13 protein-coding genes are annotated in these 15940 nt (G+C 51.8%); 5 read left to right on the top strand and 8 right to left on the bottom strand.

Going from position 1 to position 15940, the window contains the following annotated elements:
- Positions 1-128: 128 nt before the first annotated feature.
- From V3C19_RS01530 to V3C19_RS01510, 6 genes are all read right to left on the bottom strand, one after another.
- Entirely contained in the window at positions 129-1418 is a 1290-nt protein-coding gene (locus V3C19_RS01530; protein WP_302388908.1) for a hypothetical protein, read from the bottom strand.
- A 128-nt stretch (positions 1419-1546) separates the two neighbouring features.
- Positions 1547-3016, bottom strand: coding sequence for a hypothetical protein (locus V3C19_RS01525; RefSeq protein ID WP_330937127.1), 1470 nt, complete (start codon positions 3014-3016; stop codon positions 1547-1549).
- Entirely contained in the window at positions 2998-5355 is a 2358-nt protein-coding gene (locus V3C19_RS01520; RefSeq protein WP_302388905.1) for a two-component regulator propeller domain-containing protein, read from the bottom strand. Before V3C19_RS01520 ends, V3C19_RS01525 begins: the two co-directional genes overlap by 19 nt.
- A 300-nt stretch (positions 5356-5655) precedes the next feature.
- A complete protein-coding gene (locus V3C19_RS12810) occupies positions 5656-5760 on the bottom strand; it encodes a hypothetical protein (RefSeq protein ID WP_012420149.1) in 105 nt (34 codons plus the stop codon).
- Between the two features lie 40 nt (positions 5761-5800).
- Complete coding sequence (gene hisG / locus V3C19_RS01515) at positions 5801-6676, bottom strand: ATP phosphoribosyltransferase (RefSeq protein ID WP_154301898.1); 876 nt, start codon at positions 6674-6676, stop codon at positions 5801-5803.
- Between the two features lie 65 nt (positions 6677-6741).
- Positions 6742-8025 carry an aminopeptidase P N-terminal domain-containing protein gene (locus V3C19_RS01510; protein ID WP_154301896.1) on the bottom strand — a complete coding sequence of 428 codons (1284 nt, stop codon included), beginning with the start codon at positions 8023-8025 and terminating at the stop codon, positions 6742-6744.
- A 155-nt stretch (positions 8026-8180) separates the two neighbouring features.
- Between V3C19_RS01510 and V3C19_RS01505 the strand changes: the two genes are divergently transcribed.
- Complete coding sequence (locus tag V3C19_RS01505) at positions 8181-8915, top strand: hypothetical protein (protein ID WP_130083617.1); 735 nt, start codon at positions 8181-8183, stop codon at positions 8913-8915.
- Here the strand turns inward: V3C19_RS01505 and lgt are convergent.
- Both lgt and V3C19_RS01495 read right to left on the bottom strand, forming a co-directional pair.
- Positions 8912-9970, bottom strand: coding sequence for a prolipoprotein diacylglyceryl transferase (lgt, locus tag V3C19_RS01500; protein ID WP_295933329.1), 1059 nt, complete (start codon positions 9968-9970; stop codon positions 8912-8914). The two genes, V3C19_RS01505 and lgt, sit on opposite strands and share 4 nt — an antisense overlap.
- Entirely contained in the window at positions 9967-11061 is a 1095-nt protein-coding gene (locus V3C19_RS01495) for a M42 family metallopeptidase (RefSeq protein ID WP_130083619.1), read from the bottom strand. Before V3C19_RS01495 ends, lgt begins: the two co-directional genes overlap by 4 nt.
- Before the next feature lie 193 nt (positions 11062-11254).
- Here V3C19_RS01495 and V3C19_RS01490 point away from each other — a divergent pair, with 193 nt between their 5' ends.
- From V3C19_RS01490 to V3C19_RS01475, 4 genes are all read left to right on the top strand, one after another.
- Positions 11255-11971 (top strand): Amuc_1102 family pilus-like protein, encoded by a 717-nt coding sequence (locus V3C19_RS01490; RefSeq protein ID WP_295875213.1) that lies wholly within the window; start codon positions 11255-11257, stop codon positions 11969-11971.
- Between the two features lie 64 nt (positions 11972-12035).
- Positions 12036-13877 carry an Amuc_1101 family PilM-like pilus complex protein gene (locus V3C19_RS01485; RefSeq protein ID WP_295933326.1) on the top strand — a complete coding sequence of 614 codons (1842 nt, stop codon included), beginning with the start codon at positions 12036-12038 and terminating at the stop codon, positions 13875-13877.
- A 30-nt stretch (positions 13878-13907) separates the two neighbouring features.
- Complete coding sequence (locus tag V3C19_RS01480; protein WP_130083622.1) at positions 13908-14864, top strand: Amuc_1100 family pilus-like protein; 957 nt, start codon at positions 13908-13910, stop codon at positions 14862-14864.
- Positions 14865-14898: 34 nt separating this feature from the next.
- Positions 14899-15912, top strand: coding sequence for an Amuc_1099 family pilus-like system protein (locus tag V3C19_RS01475; RefSeq protein ID WP_295933323.1), 1014 nt, complete (start codon positions 14899-14901; stop codon positions 15910-15912).
- Positions 15913-15940 lie beyond the last annotated feature (28 nt).

Here is a 15940-nt window from a genome sequence, read left to right as displayed (position 1 = left end):
GTCCAAAAGAAAAACGGCGTCCTTCCGTGGTACGGAGGACGCCGGGATTTTCCGGAAATCGGATTGACTGCCAGTTTGAGCAGCGAAGCGCACAACCTTTAGGTGAATAAGTAATCTTTACAAAAATATTACCGAACTACTTCCGGTGTTTCGTATGATTCAATATTTTTTTTCAACGCTTTATCGATGATTTCAGCCAAAGGCAACACGGATATTTTCATGTTCTCACTCTTCAACATCACTGCTGTATTGCCACGCACAAAACAAATCCACGCATTCTCCGAATCGGTTACCGGCATTCCCAATTCATTCAAAATCGGCTTCACACAAAGATCATAATCCCCCACCCGTCCCGGATGCACGCGGGTCATGCCGGCGATCCGGTCCACATCAACGCGCTGCCCGTATTGATTACACTGCATCGCAAAAAGGGAGCACAAAGCTTCTGCTCGAGATCCCAAATGGGCTATCATGTAATGTACAATGCATTCCTGATCTTCCTGTTTTATCGTAAACTTTCCACTGATTCCGTTAGTATGCGTCTCATCGTTCCGGGCATTTGGTTCAAAAGAAACATCCATATTTTTCCGAATCCAGCCCAGTGTTCCTATGCCGTTGTTGATGTTTGGGAAGATCTCTCTTTTTTCCTTTGCACCGGCTTGACGGATGATTTCCATCGTATTTAATTTTCTGATCAATTTTGAACCTCTCCCGTTTATGCCATCACAAATCCCGGGAGCCATTTTCGATTTGGCTTCTCTTTTCAAAAGACTCATCCGGATGGACCTTTTCCGGGGACCGAGTTTGCTTATCGCTTCAAGGTGACGCGCTCGAGTCGGGAAAAATCCAAATTTCCTCTTTCCAGCCAGAGCATCCAATATTTCTCCTGTCAACTGAATAGCTTCCTCATTCGTCAATTTTAGAGAGGAAAAAGGATCTATCCATAACGAGTAGCCCTCTCTCTCCACAGAATAAAGACTTCTGGGAACCATATCCTTCCTGACAAGCATCGTTGAGCCGTTTTCATGTATCTGATAGATGAACAGCCCATGGTGTACATGCGGCATACGACTCGCCATTTCCATGAAATTCTCCATCGTTACCTGTCGGCTGTATATTCTGTCAGGAGAATAAAAAATAGTGAATTTCATATATACTTCACCGAATGAATCTACGACGCTCCACATTTTATCTCCTTTGTTCCCCACGATATAATAGTTAAGAGAGGAGCGTAATCCGAAAATATTCCCCGTATGCGGCGGTTTTTCTACAGATTTTTTTTCATCTATATCAATCTCCTCATATAAATTCCCAAGGCTGATTTTTCTTTCTTCAGGGGAAATATCCAGAGAAACCTTCTTCCATTCCATGCCAGGTTCAATTCTCCAGGCTATCTTGTTCAGATAGTAATCCTTCAAGGCAAAAGGAGGCTCTGGCTTTAACGTTGATTGCCCATATACACCCTGACAGAATATACATAGAAATGCTATCACACATAGGCCGAAACGACTAGCTGGACACATGGAATTCATCATTATTATTACATCTATTTAAATTCAAAGCTTCGGAGATCTGGATCAGTGAAATCACTTCGTTTTCCATCCTTTAGTTTTTGATCAATATAGTTATTTTCATTCATATTTGTTGGACCGCCTCCCCTCGGAACAGGATCATGAACATGACTTTCAAAAATACAATAAGCGTGTCCATCCCACCAAGTTTTGTCTTCCAATTGACCCGTTACAGGGTTACGAACCTGGCCTGTCTCCTTCCAATTTACACCTTTGCTGATAACACCTCCGTTTCCCAATACCCCGGCTGCATATTCCATCAATCCAGCGGCCTCTATACAAATGATCTCTGCATTATTATTGCAAAAAGCATCCACCATCTTGCTTATGGACAACGGCATGGGAGATTGCTGCTGATCTATATAAAGAGAAGTCCGTTTATTTTCCTTGGGATTCCAGCCATCATAATATGTTGAACTCTTAGAGATTCCCCCACTCAATTTATCCATCAATTCGTTATTGTTTTCAGCGCCGCCAATTTCCCATTTGTCAAATGCCGCTTTCAGTAAATTTTTCCACGGTTTGTCCTGACTATTTCCTTCATTTAATAATACATAATAGGAAATATCCATTTTTTCTTCCAGTGATAATTCCACATCATATATTTTAAATTTCCATATATTCCGGTCAAATGGGTCTTCAGGCCCATGGTGGCATTTTTGTGGAGGAACTTTTTTCCCTTCTACCGTATCTCTAGCCTTCCCCCCTTTGACGGAAAATTCTTTTTTTTCTGTTTCCAATATGTTCCCTTCACACCACGCCACCAAGGTTTCTATGGTTTGCGGCAAAACTTCAAATTCAGGAATGTAAGAGATTTTTCTACCTGCATAAAAACCTATTGGAGGTTGTTCTTTTTCCTCATTTTCATCATCTTTAATAAATTCAGGGGTTGATACTGGCTTCCCTCGGAATGTATCCAATATTTTGAAGCCGCTTCCCCCTCCCGTTTCACTAAATACGGCTGATTTCAATGTTATCTTGGGAGCAATGGCTTTCTGTTTGGCTTGCCCAGGAATACGTATTTTCTTCCCCCCCACAATAATTGTTTGAACTTTAACCTCAACTTCAAATTCATTTCCCCATGTTTTCTCAGTTGTCTCAAATTTTGCAATCTTCTTATTTTCATCCCGAATATCAACATCTCCTCCAGATTTCCATTCATACGTTCTCTGTGGAGGCCTGATCATTTCTTCATATCCGGAATTGTTGGGTTTGAATTGTGTTATCGCCTTCAATGAAAAATTTTCTGTTGATGAATCATTTTCACATCGTCCCACAATTAAGGTTTCCCCATCCGGCGTCATTTGAGACTCACCAAGTTCTTCAGGAACTATCTTTACCTTAAATTCATATATTCCATCTGCACCAAAAACTTGTGCAGAAAATAAACAGCATATCAGCGACAATAATTGTCTCAAAGTCATTTTTAATGTTCTTTTAACCATTTTTTCATTTCTTCAACGCTCACTTCCGGCTTAACTGCAGAATCGGCACGGTACTGCTTCCAATCAATGTTATTTCTTTGCATTTTTTCCACTTCTTCAATGGAAAAAGGGATAGTAGTCTCAGGTGCGTAATGGGACCATTCATTTGAACGATAGAAGACGAAACAATCCTGAAGACTCTCCCACGCGTTCTCCATCTGCCTTTTAAAATAATTTTTATCCCTGTCATTCCATATCTTCAAATGCCAGCGCCAGTTCCTTTTAACATGATCCAAACCATCCGAAATCAACAAATTGCGATAAATATAAATTCCTTGCCTCCGGCTCTCCCAAATTTCAAGAAGGTTTTTCCTGGCCACATCCTGGCTTGCCGCCCAGCTTGCTAATAGAGTTTCAGGCAACTTTTGCAAATCTTGTTCTTTCAAAGAAGGAGGACAAGGAGCCTTTAAACCATATGGGATAGACATTTTCCCAACGCTATTATAACGTATCCAAGCTTTTTTTGTTTCATCCAGAGAAGAAAGAAAAATACCGTTGATAGTTGTATTGACGGAATAATTCCTAACCAGTCGGATGTAATAACATCCTTTTCCATCCAGAATAAAATTCTTGTAAACTCCACCTCCTGAAAAGGACTTAACACGGCCCCTGGCCTGGACGGGCATACTGCTGGTTGTAGTCAAAGCCTCCATCAAATACTGAAGAGGCTTCCGGCCTTTCTCCAACTTCGCATTCCCTGTAGCCATATCCAGGTTGAAATCCGAAGTCATTTTGCGTACTTCAATGAGATAATCCCGCATCCCATTGCGGAGATCGTACTCCGCAAGCGGAGTTGGATCATAAAAATAAAGAGATAAAAGGTGTCTCCCTTCGGGAACAGTAACAATAGCGCCCAAATCGGGACCATCAAAAGTGGAAGGATAATCTTCCCCACCATCTCCCCATGAAGCCAGCGTTCTTGTAGTACTCTCCGGACAATACAGGATGCTACGCATTCCTGGTTCATTTATATAAGTAACAGCACCTTTCAACCATGTTGCGTTTGCATGCGGCCCCCGGACTGGCAAGCATCCATAGGATGGATCAAAAGAATACTCTATATCACCTATAGGAGAATTAGCCGCACACAACATGGCGTACCCCTGTCCGTAACGCCCGCACCAATCTCCCTGCGTGGCCCAATCCTCATACCAGTAGCAGGTATCGAATTTTTCTTCTGGAGACAGAGTCGTGCGACCGGCAGACAGACTTGCCATCTGCCGCATTGCCGGGAGAAGCGGTGGACGCGGATGATTCGCGGAGGTTGTCCGCCCAGATGCCGGTGAAGGTCTCACGGCCGTTTTCCCTGCCTTCACCAAACCATGTCCGTATGTTCCCGCATACAATTCTCCACCCGGCAGCACTACGAAGCAGGTTGTATAAACAGGGGCCTTTTCCTCTACTTCTTTCTTTAAATCCACTTCACGAATCGTCAGGGACGGTGTCCGGACAAAACAGGCTCCCGATTCACGGAATCCAACCCACATTCCTCCGGGAACCGGATAGAAACAAGTAACGTAGTCTTCCGACAGCAACGAGGAATCAGATAATGAACCCGCTCTCCTGTTTTTGCGCTTGTCCCCTGTGTCCAGCCAGAGGCCAGCATTTTTTCTTTCATAGTCACGGCCTCTTAAAAAATTCCAGTCATGCAGGCTCTTTCCATAGCCCAGGCCGGCAATCGTTCCCACCCAGACAGATCCACCTGCTGCGCAAACGGCATTACTAAAGTTGGAAGGCAGTCCTTTTCCACGCGCTTCCACAGGTTGGCGAAGACGCTGCTCCTTATCCCAATAAAACTTTGTCTGTACCATTTTCCAATCCGAATATCGGGAAGCAGGGGATGCATACCCTATGCCGTTTGTCAAAAAAGCAGCCCACAGCCCGCCCTGCTCATTGAAGGACAATGATACGATCTGATCCTCCGGCAAGCCGTTGGCACGTGTGAAGTCCTTCCATTCTTCCGTTTCAGCGGAATAAATGGTCAATCCTCCGGACGTAGCTATGGCTACATCACCATTCAAGGGAGACACCGCCAAAGCCGGAACACGCTCACCCAACAGGGCATTCTCCTGGTTATACTGCATCCAGCTTTCTCCATTCCAAACGGCCACGCCTTGATTATCCGTACCGGCCCAAATACGCCCCTGCCTGTCTTCCACCAAAGAAAGAAAATTGACCGTTCCCGGCAGACCTTTTCCCTTTTGTTTTTCCCAATGATCCGAATCATGAGAAAGTTTCAACAGTCCCTCTCCCTCCGTCGCCACCCACAGATCTCCTGATCTGCTGTACAGCGCGGCCACAACAAAAGCATGGGGACACGGCGGAATATCCCTCCCCAAAGCAACCGCTAGCAAGCAACAAAAACACAAGGCTCCGGCAAAGACAGATGTTGTTATTTTTTTACTTATTAGATACACATTCTATTTATGTGCAAATAAATCCTAAATGTCAACACATATGCCTTAAATTAGCAAAATAAAATCAAATTGTTCCCATGAAGCCGTCCAAAAGAAAAACGGCGTCCTTCCGTGGTACGGAGGACGCCGGGATTTTCCGGAAATCGGATTGACTGCCAGTTTGAGCAGCGAAGCGCACAAACCTTAGGACTTGTAACGCAAACGCTTCTTGTGACGGTTCTGACGCATGCGCTTGCTGCGCTTATGCTTGTTGATTTTTGCTTTACGGCGTTTTTTGAGCGATCCCATGATTGTGGTTCGTTTGTTGTTTTACTGTGGTGAGAAAAGGTTAATAAACCAGTTTGTTGAGCGGGTATTCAATGATGCCTTCCGCGCCCAGGGCCTTGAGCCGGGGAATGATATCCCGTACGGCGGATTCGTCAATGACCGTTTCCACGGCCAGCCATCCTTCTTCCGCCAGATGGGAGATGGTGGGGCGCCTCAGGGACGGCAGGGCCTCCACCAAGCCGTCCAGGGCGGCGGCGGGAAGGTTCATTTTCAAGCCCACCTTCCGGCGCGCTTCCAGAGCCCCCTTGAGCATGAGCACCATGGCTTCCAGCTTCTGCCTCTTCCATTCGTCCTCCATCGTTTCCTTGTTGGCGATGAACTGGGGATAGGAGGTCATCAGGGTGTCCACGATGCGGAGCTTGTTGGCTTTGATGGAGCTGCCCGTTTCCGTGATGTCCACGATGGCGTCCACGAGTTCCGGCACCTTCACTTCCGTGGCGCCCCAGGAGAATTCCACATGGGCCTTGATGCCTTTTTCCTGAAGCCAGCGTTCCGTAATGCCCACGCCTTCCGTGGCGATGCGCTTGCCTTGCAAGTCTTCCGCACAGGTGATGGGGGAATCCTCCGGGACCACGAGCACCCAGCGGGTGGGCCTGGAGGTGGCCTTGGAATAGGGAAGGTCCGTCAGCACTTCCACGTCCGCGCGGTTTTCATAAATCCAGTCGCGTCCGGTGATGCCGCAGTCGATGAAACCGTCGTTGACGTAGCGGCCGATTTCCTGGGCGCGGATCAGGAAGAGCTCCAGATCGTCGTCATCGGAAGTCGGGCGGTAGCCGCGGCTGGATACATAGATGTTGTAGCCGGCCTTGCGGAACAATTCCACGGTGGAGTCCTGCAAACTGCCTTTGGGAAGTGCTATTTTGAGTTTCTTCGACATGATGGGACGAAAATGAAAACCCACGCGGCCCTCATTGTCAAGTTCAGAACCTCATCCCGGTTAATTTAACGGGCCATGAGCCGTTCTATGTCATCCGGCAGCAGAGGCACGTCCCCCAGCAGGTCCGTGTTTTCCGTCTCGCCGATCAGGATGTCGTTTTCCAGGCGGATGCCGATGGATTCCTCCGCGATGTAGATGCCCGGCTCCACGGTGAAGACCATGCCCGGCAGCACAACGGGGTTGCTTTCGCCGACGTCGTGCACGTCCAGTCCCAGGAAGTGGGAACATCCGTGCATGTAATATTTGCGGACGATGGGGGGATCAGCCGGGTTTTCCGCCACCTGGGCCGGAGTAATGAGGCCGAGCTTGACGAGTTCCCCCGCGGCGAAGACGCGCACCAGGCGTTCGTATTCGGATTTGAGGATTCCGGGCCTCAGGATGCTTTTGGCGTAGGTCATCATGTTCAGCACGCTTTCATACACGGCGCGCTGGCGGGACGTGAACTTCCCGTTCACGGGAACGGTACGGGTCATGTCGGAGTTGTAGTTGCCGTATTCCGTGCCTATGTCCATGAGCACCAGGGCGCCGTCTTCGCACCGCTTGCTGTTCTGAATGTAATGCAGCACGCAGGTATCTTTTCCGGAGGCGATGATGGGCAGAAAGGAGAATTTGCGGGCGCCCCTGCCGATGAATTCGTTGGAGAGAAAGCCTTCTATCTGCCATTCCCCCAACCCCGGCCTGATGAAGCCGAGCAGCGCACGGAACCCTTCATTGGTGATTTCACAGGCTTTTTTGAGCGCTTCAATTTCCTCCGGCTTTTTGATCTGGCGCATCAGGGAAAGGATTTCATAGACATTTTTCAAAACCACGTCCGGGAATTTTTCCTTCAGCTCCTTGGTCATGCGGGCATTGCGCGTTTCCACCGGGCAGGTGCAGCGGGGATGCTGGTTGGCCTCCACAAAGACCATCGTGGCGGACGGTACCAGGCGGTCCAGCAGGGAGTCGTATTCCTTCGTCCAGCGCACATCCTGAATGCCGCTCAGCTCACGGGCCTGTTGCTGGGAGAGCCGCGCGCCTTCCCAGATGGCGATTTGTTCGTTCGTCTCCCTCAACAGCAGGATTTCATCCCACCCGTCTTCCCGGATGGTCATGATCAGAACGGATTCCTCCTGGTCGATGCCGGTGAGATAAAAAAGGTTGGCATTCTGATGCAGGGCGAAGGTGCCGTCGGCATTGGTAGGGAATACGTCGTTGGCGTGCAGGATCAGCATGCTGCCGGCAGGCAGCCGGGAGGCCAGTTCCTTACGGTTGCCGGAATAGAAGGAGGAGGGAAGCGGCTCGTATCTCATACCGACAGCATGCTCCGCTTTTCCGGCTTGTCAATCATGCATCGGGACAGGCGCATTGCATGGATTCAGCGGCCTTCCGCAAGAAAAGAAGAGCGTTCGGAAGGAATCGGGTCATACCCCCTAACAGGAGTCTTTCGAATTCCGTCACACCCTGCATGTCCGGAACGGTTTCACGATTTTTTCTGCTGCTGGGCGCCGGACTGGCGCTTTCCTGCTCCAATTCCCAGAAGCTGCCTTCCTCACCCCTGATCACCCATCCCCTGCACCCGGATTCCAGGCAAAGCTGCTTTGAAGGGGTATGGTACAATCCCACGGAACAGGCCATTTGGAGCACCCCAAAATTGAACGTGTATGTAGCGCCCGTCAATATCAATTACATCAAGACACAGTTCCCGAAGGAAGCCCCGGCGCTGGCGGAACAGTTCAGAACGGAACTCCAGAAGGACATCGCCAAAGTCCTGGAAGAAAAGAACAGACAGACCGGCGGCAAAATCAACTGGAAACTGGTTTCCCGCCCCACGGAAGGCTGCATCATTCTGGACGTGGCCATGGTGAAGCTGAAAGCTACGGACGTGGGCGGCAACATCATGTCGGACCTGGTTTCCCTGGTTTCCCCCCTGCCGGGAACATCCCTGCTGCTGGGCAGCTGCATGAGCGGAGACGTGGGTATTGAAGGGCGTCTTGTGGACACGCGCACGGATGCCGGCATCATGGAGTTCAAAGCCTATAATACGGACCCCATCACCCTGTTTTCCGTCAAGGAATTTGAACGTTTTGCCTTTGACAAGCGGAACCTCCGGCTTTTCGCCAGCGGAGTTTCCTCTATTTTCAAGGATGGCCCTTCAAGCTACATTCCCAAGACGGGCCAGATTGATCTGAACCCATTTTAAGCGGATTTCTTCTCCTCGTCCGCGGCAGATTTTTCCGCGGGATCATAGAAAACGCAGTCCTGCACCGTCTTCCGGGTTTTGAAAGCATACACCAGAAAGGCAAGGCCCACGAAAATAAGGAATACGGAAAGGAACTGGCCGCGCGTCATTCCCATGGAGAACGGGGAGTCAGGTTCCCGGAATTCCTCGCAGACGATTCTGCCGATGGCATAGACAATGGCGAATACGCCGCAAAACACGCCGTTCCAGGCACGCGGGAATTTCACCCGGATGAACCACAGGATGGCAAAGAGTACCACGCCTTCCGCAAAGGCCTCATATAACTGGGAAGGGTAGCGCGCATGGTCCTCCATCACCTGGGCCACGATTTCCTTGACGGCAGGGGTATCCCTGACCCTGTCCGCCACCCAGGCGGCATTCATTTGCTCCGGCACGGAGATGCCGGAAAGGTGCATCTTGTCCAGCAATCCGGGCTCCTCATAAATGCGGGAGGCCACCCGCACGAACAAGTCCGGGTCCTGTGCGAGTTCCGCCGGAAAGATCATGCCGTGGGAGGAGCCGGGAGGGACAATGCGCCCGTATAGTTCCCCGTTAATGAAGTTGGCCATGCGTCCGAAGAACAGGCCGACAGGGGCGACAATCGCCAGGCCGTCCAGAAGCGCCACCCATTTGACGCGATGCTTCCAGGCATAATAGAATGTGTAAAGCCCCACACCGATCATGCCGCCATGGCTGGCCATGCCGCCCTCCCACACGCGCAGGGCCATGAAGGGATCCTCCAGTAAATGGGCCCACCCGTGATTGGGTAGATGGTAAAAAAGCACATAACCCAGCCGGCCTCCAAGGAGCACGCCGAAGATCGCCACATAAGTCACGAAATCGGCCAGCCTGTCCTGAGGAACAGGATACAGCTTCCTGCGGGAGAGCCAGGAAAGCAGGAAGTACCCGGCAATAAATCCCAGCAGGTAGGCAACGCCATACCAGCGCAGGGCGATGGAGTCCGTAATCTGCCAAATGACGGGGTTCAGATCGTGTATATAGGGAGACGCACTCATGAATGTTCCTTTCCGGGCAGGTATTGGGTAAGGCTTTCCACAGCTTCATGGTCCAGGGCGCGCACCAGGGCCACCGCCAGCTCCGCCGCAGCGCAGTAATCACGCAGGTCAAGCACCCCGTTATGGGAATGAATGTACCGGGTGGGGATTCCAAGCACGATGCAGGGCACTCCCTTTCCGGAGAGATGAAGCGCTCCGGCATCCGTACCGCCGGAACGGCGCACGGTGAGCTGGAAGGGAATGGATGCCTTTACGGCCACTTCCTCCGCCAGCGCGGCCAGCCGGGGATTGGTGATCGCCGTAGGGTCAAACAACCTAATCTGCACGCCATCGCCCAGAGCCCCCTGGGAGTCGCCGGGAGCAAATCCCGGGGTATCATCCGCGGGGGGAGCCTCCAGCACAATCACGCAATCCGGCTTCATGGCGGCGCCCGCCGTTTTGGCGCCACGGGTTCCCACTTCCTCCTGCACCGTCGCGGCGGCGATGAGCGTATTGGGGTGCCCTTTCCGGCACAGTGCCTTGAAAGCTTCCACCATGACGGCTAAACCTGCACGGTTGTCAAATGCCTTGCCCATGACGCGGAACTGATTTTCCAAGCGGGAAAAGGCTGTGTCCGGCACCACGGGATCTCCCAGGCGGATGCCGAATTCGTTCCTCACCTGCTCCGCGCTTTCAGCACCCACATCTACAAACAGGGCATCCATGGCCATGACGCTGTTGCGCTGGCCTTCCGGCAAAAAATGGGGAGGCCGGGAGCCGATCACTCCCTGAACGCTGCGTCCGGAGCGGGTTCTCACCAGAACGCGCTGGCTCAGCAGGGTATGCGGCCACCAGCCGCCGATGCCCACCAACTGCAAAAAACCGCTAGCCGTAATGTTCTGGACGAGAAAGCCTATTTCATCCATATGGGCCGCCAGCATGACTCGGGGGCCGGAATCCCCGCTGGTGCAGAACAGGCAGCCGGAGCCGTCTGCGGAAAATTTCCCATATCCGGAAAGTTCCTGCGCCACAAGCGCCCTCACTTCATCCTCATGCCCTGAGATACCGTGGGCTTCCGAAAATTTTTTCAGCAGATCCGAATCAATCGCCATGGGCCGAGCATGTGAAAACGCCCTCCCCAGGTCAAGCCCGCAGCCGTGCCTCATGATTTTTTCTTGACCGGATGCTTGCAGCCCCCAAATACTGCAAGCAAATTTTTCCTGCCATTTTCATGAAAGAAACAAGAGATTTTTGCTAGCCACAACCCGGTTTTTGGTGTAACTAATCAGGGAATCGAATTGTGCTATGAAATCCATCCTTACTTTCATCACGGCTATGCTGGCTGCCGTGCTTCTTGTTCCTGCGTCATCCGCACAAAGCACGAGCAATCCAAAAACGCAGGTGCGCGTTACGCTGGACAAGTTGTCCCTGTACATGCGCCAGTCCCCCAACGTGACCACGCAGGACGATCCGCGGCCCCTGCCCAAGCCGAAAAGATGGGCGGATTTTGAAGTGCCCTTCAAGGTGGAAGCTTCTCCGATGCCCAAATCCGGCTACATTGATTCCCTGACTTTCAAATTCTATATTGCCGTGGTCAATCCGGACCGCGCGCGCCAGTACCTGAAACTGTACAAGGAAATCAAATACGTCAACGTTCCGGTCGGTGAATCCACTTACGCCTCCGTCTACCTTTCCCCCTCCTCCGTCAAGCGCATCACCGGCTCGGAAGGCGGCCGCGGCAAGTGGGTCAAGTATGAAGGCGTTGTCGTGGAATACAACGGCAAGGTAGTGGCCACCTATTCCTCCGAACGCGGCAAGATGGAAAAGTGGTGGACCATCCAGTCTCCCAGCATTGTGGAAACCACTTATTATCCCCTGCTGAACAAGGATGAAACACCCTTCTCCGTGTACTGGTATGACCGTTATCCGGAAATCATGAAGCCCAATCTTCACCAGGGAGGCTCTGCTCCGGAACCTTCCGGCTTCGGAACACCGACGCCTCCGGAAACCGACGATCTTTAATCGTTCCGCTCCGATTCCTCCAAGACTGTACACATTTCACTTTTTTATTTAACAGAAATCACCCATGGCTAATTCACGACAAATCGTCGCATTAAACGTAGGTTCCCAGCGAGTATCGATGGGCGTCTTTTCCAAGACGAATAAGAACGCTCTCATCCTGGACCGCTACGCTACGCGCCTCATCGTACTGGATCCGTCCGCAGAAGGCATGCGCCTGACAAAGGTGGGGGAGGCCGTCGCCGACCTCGTTCAGGAGCTCCGCGTCAAAGGCGGCGTTGCCAATTATTCCGTATCCGGACAGTCCGTCTTCATCCGCTTTGTCAAACTTCCCGCCCTGGACGACACGGACGTTGAACAGCTCATCAGGTTTGAAGCCCAGCAGCATGTTCCCTTCCCTCTGGACGAAGTCGTCTGGGACTACCACCTTCTGCCGGCCAACGGGCTGGAACGCGAGGCCGTCCTGGTCGCCATCAAGGCGGAAGACCTGGATTCCCTGAATGATGAAATCACCTCCCACGGGCTTTCCACCGGCAAAGTGGACTGCACGCAGACTTCTCTGTACAACGCATACGTAGACAGCTATCCGGAAGAAAAGGAGCCCGTCATGCTTATTGACATCGGCGCCAAGTCCACTGACCTGATTTACAGCGAACAGGGACGTTTCTTCACCCGCAGTATTTCCGCAGGGGGCATTTTCGTCACTTCCGCCATCGCCCGTGAATTCAATCTTCCCTTCGTGGAAGCCGAACGTCTGAAGATCACCAGCGGACTCGTTTCCATGAGCAACGGACAGACGGAAGGGCTGGACCCGGCCACCGCCAATCTGGCCACCATCATCCGCACGGCCATGACCAGGCTGGCTTCCGAAATCCAGCGCACGACCAACCACTACCGCGCCCAGATGAAAGGGAGTGCGCCAGTGAAGGCCTATTTGTGCGGCGGGGGTTCCTCCCTTCCGTACACCAAGGAATTCCTGGAAGACAAGCTGGGCATACCAATTTTCTTCTTCAACCCCATGCACAACGTGGGCGTAGGTTCCGGTGTGGACGTGAACACCATTTCACGTGAAGCCTTCACCTTGGGCGGCATGATCGGAACGGCCATCAACGCTGTAGACCGCGCTTCCCTCAACATTGACCTGGAGCCCACTGCAGTGGCTAAAAAACGGGCCAACCAGAAGAAGATGCCCGCCATCATCACCGGAGCCGTCATCGCCATGCTCGGCGCGGCCGCCTATGCGGTCACGGGTTACATGGGCGTGGAAAAGGCCAAGCAGACCCTTTCCGGCGTATCGCCCACCGTCAGCGCCATCAAGTCCGAACAATCCGCCCTGCGCCTCAAGGAACAAGAATTGAAGAAGATGGACGCCACCCTCGCCTCCTACCAGCAGCTGACCCTCCAGCGGTACGGTTATGCGGACATTATCAAACATCTTCTGGAACAATCGGAACACAAGAATTACCCCTACTGGTTCACGGATTTTGAACCTGTGGCGCATTTCAACCCGGAGGACGCCACCCAGATCACTGGCTACTCCGTCATCAAGGATTCCTTCCTTTCCGACAAAAACACCTCCCTAGTGGAGAACATCAGGACGGAGACGGCAGCAAACTCTGCCAATGACGGAGAGGAAAATGCCGTTTACAGTGTCAATGCCATCCGTCTGACCGGCCTCGCCAAACGCTCTGACGGCGGCCAGAAGCTTATTCAGGATCTTCAGGCCAAAATGGATGCGAACAAGGATTCCCTGTTCACATTCAAGGACGGAGACAGAAAGCTGGAAGTCCGCCAGATCATGGAACTGGGCGCCAAGGATGCCAAGGTAGACGCTGCGGCCGGGGCTTTCATTCCCTTCAAGCTGGTGCTTCCGCTGAAAACCCCCATTCCCGTACATTTTAACAAGTAATACCTACCCAACACCAACAAGATACATTTTATGAGCAACTGGATTACAGACAACAAGCCTGCCGCTACGGTAGCGGGTGTGGGGCTTCTCTTATTCCTTGGGCTGTCCGTGGCTGGGTACATGGCTAATTCCGAACGCAGCGACCTGGACAAGAAGATCAAAACCGCTTCTCAGGAAATCAAGTCGGCCAACGCCGCGCCAATTACACCGAGCCGCACGTCCAACAAGGAACTGGAAAAGGAATTGAACCGCTATGCCAAGGCCATCGGCAATCTGGAAACGGCCTACAAACCCTTCATGGCTTCCTCCGTGCTGACGCCCACCACCCCCACGGCGTTCCAGAATGAACTGAAGGCCTTCCGGGAATCCCTGATAGCCTCCTGCAAGAAGAAAAACATCCAGATTACGGATACTTCTTCCTGGCTTGGCTTCCAGCTTTACAGCACCCAGGCTCCCTCCGTGCAGGCTACGCCCACGCTGACCTTTGAAATGAAGGCCATCAACAGCCTGGTCAACAAGCTCACGGATTGCGGACTGACCAAATTCATCAAGGTTTACCGTTCCCAGCTTCCCATTGAAAACCCGGCGCGTAACTTGGAAGAGGAGGAAGATTCAGATCTGAAGGCTCCCTGGACGGGCATGCCGCTGGAAATCGCCTTCCAGGGAGATCGGGGAAGCGTCCTGAAAGCCATGAACGCCATTACGGATTCCCAGGAATACCTGTTCACGGTCAATTCTATCAGAATCCGCAACGAACGGATGATGCCGCCGCCCATCACCAATCCGGCAGCCGCACAGCCTGCCGCCGCACAGCCCCAGACGGGAGTGGCGAGCCTGACGCCGGCAGGGGAAACGGCTGCTCCGGCGGAACCGCCCATCCAGCAAATAATCAAGCCCTACATGGGCAAGGAACAGGTCATGGTCCAGGTCTCCCTGAACCTGGTTCACTTCGCACAGCCCAAGGTGCAGGAACCGTCTGAAGACTAATTACGGCAATCAATTCGCAGAAAACAATTTCACCATGTCTGAAAAACAAAACTACGACAAGATCCTGATGGTCTCCGGCATCGTTCTGGGTCTGGGGGTAGCCGCCTACGGCGCCTGGACTTTCCTGAAGCTGGATGACCAGTATAAATTTACCACCCGTGTTTCGGAAAAGCCCGTGGAACCGCCCTCTGGCATCAAGAAGGCGGAAACCGTCAACCAGGAAATTTCCGCTTCCCATGAACTGAAACCCATCATCCAGGAAACTCAGGAATATGTGGGGTTCGTCGCCCCCAACCTCTGGATCAAGACAGGAGGGACGGAACCCTTCGACATCGTGTCCGGACCGCCCATTCATGGAAACATCCCCAATAAATGGTTCCTGGACAACGGGCTGGAAGATATTTTCATTTATTCGGACGTCCTGACACGGGACCCGGACAATGACGGCTTTACCGTCCAGGAGGAATACGAAGCCAAAACGCATCCCAACAATCCGAACAGCCACCCGTCCCTCATTAACAAGCTGTATGTGGACGAGATCAAGCAATTCGGCTTTTACCTGGTCTTCTCTCAGGCGGACGGCAACGACTTCACCTTCAAGGGACAGAATCGCGCCCGGCAGGACCTGTGGAGAAGCACTGTCCAGCTCAACGGCCAGTTCGGAGCCAGGAAAAACACGAATGAGAAGCCAAGATTCGAGCTTGTCAGCGTGGCCAACAAGGAATTCAAGAATGAAAGCCTCAACATGGTGGAAACGGACCCCGAAGCGACCGTCAAGGATCTGAAACCGACCAAGAATGGACAGACCTACACGATCAGAAGGGGAGCCAAGTATTTCATACCCATCATTGATAAGAAAGTAAACCTTACTATTGCCGCCGGTCCCAAACGGGATACCAGCTTTGAAGTAGAGGAAGGTGCCGACTTCCAGATACCAGGTGACACCAAGCAGACTTACACGTTGAAAACCGTTGATAATGCAACACAAACCGTAACCATTGCCAACAAAACAACAGGAGAACAAACAACACTGAACAAGAAAAAATAGACCCGGATTTTCACTTTTCTAAAAAAAA

Origin of the sequence: Akkermansia sp. AE01SA01 (assembly GCF_036417395.1) — a bacterium.
GTDB lineage: Bacteria > Verrucomicrobiota > Verrucomicrobiia > Verrucomicrobiales > Akkermansiaceae > Akkermansia.
Note: the sequence above shows the minus strand (reverse complement) of the source record. Positions and strands in the feature narration are given on the sequence as shown.

Bases quoted from the DNA above. Each gene is read 5' to 3' on its own strand.
- V3C19_RS01525 (WP_330937127.1), bottom strand. From the start codon at position 3,016: ATGGTTAAAAGAACATTAAAAATGACTTTGAGACAATTATTGTCGCTG.
- V3C19_RS12810 (WP_012420149.1), bottom strand. From the start codon at position 5,760: ATGGGATCGCTCAAAAAACGCCGTAAAGCAAAAATCAACAAGCATAAG.
- hisG (WP_154301898.1), bottom strand. From the start codon at position 6,676: ATGTCGAAGAAACTCAAAATAGCACTTCCCAAAGGCAGTTTGCAGGAC.
- V3C19_RS01510 (WP_154301896.1), bottom strand. From the start codon at position 8,025: ATGAGATACGAGCCGCTTCCCTCCTCCTTCTATTCCGGCAACCGTAAG.
- V3C19_RS01505 (WP_130083617.1), top strand. From the start codon at position 8,181: ATGTCCGGAACGGTTTCACGATTTTTTCTGCTGCTGGGCGCCGGACTG.
- lgt (WP_295933329.1), bottom strand. From the start codon at position 9,970: ATGAGTGCGTCTCCCTATATACACGATCTGAACCCCGTCATTTGGCAG.
- V3C19_RS01495 (WP_130083619.1), bottom strand. From the start codon at position 11,061: ATGGCGATTGATTCGGATCTGCTGAAAAAATTTTCGGAAGCCCACGGT.
- V3C19_RS01490 (WP_295875213.1), top strand. From the start codon at position 11,255: ATGAAATCCATCCTTACTTTCATCACGGCTATGCTGGCTGCCGTGCTT.
- V3C19_RS01485 (WP_295933326.1), top strand. From the start codon at position 12,036: ATGGCTAATTCACGACAAATCGTCGCATTAAACGTAGGTTCCCAGCGA.
- V3C19_RS01480 (WP_130083622.1), top strand. From the start codon at position 13,908: ATGAGCAACTGGATTACAGACAACAAGCCTGCCGCTACGGTAGCGGGT.
- V3C19_RS01475 (WP_295933323.1), top strand. From the start codon at position 14,899: ATGTCTGAAAAACAAAACTACGACAAGATCCTGATGGTCTCCGGCATC.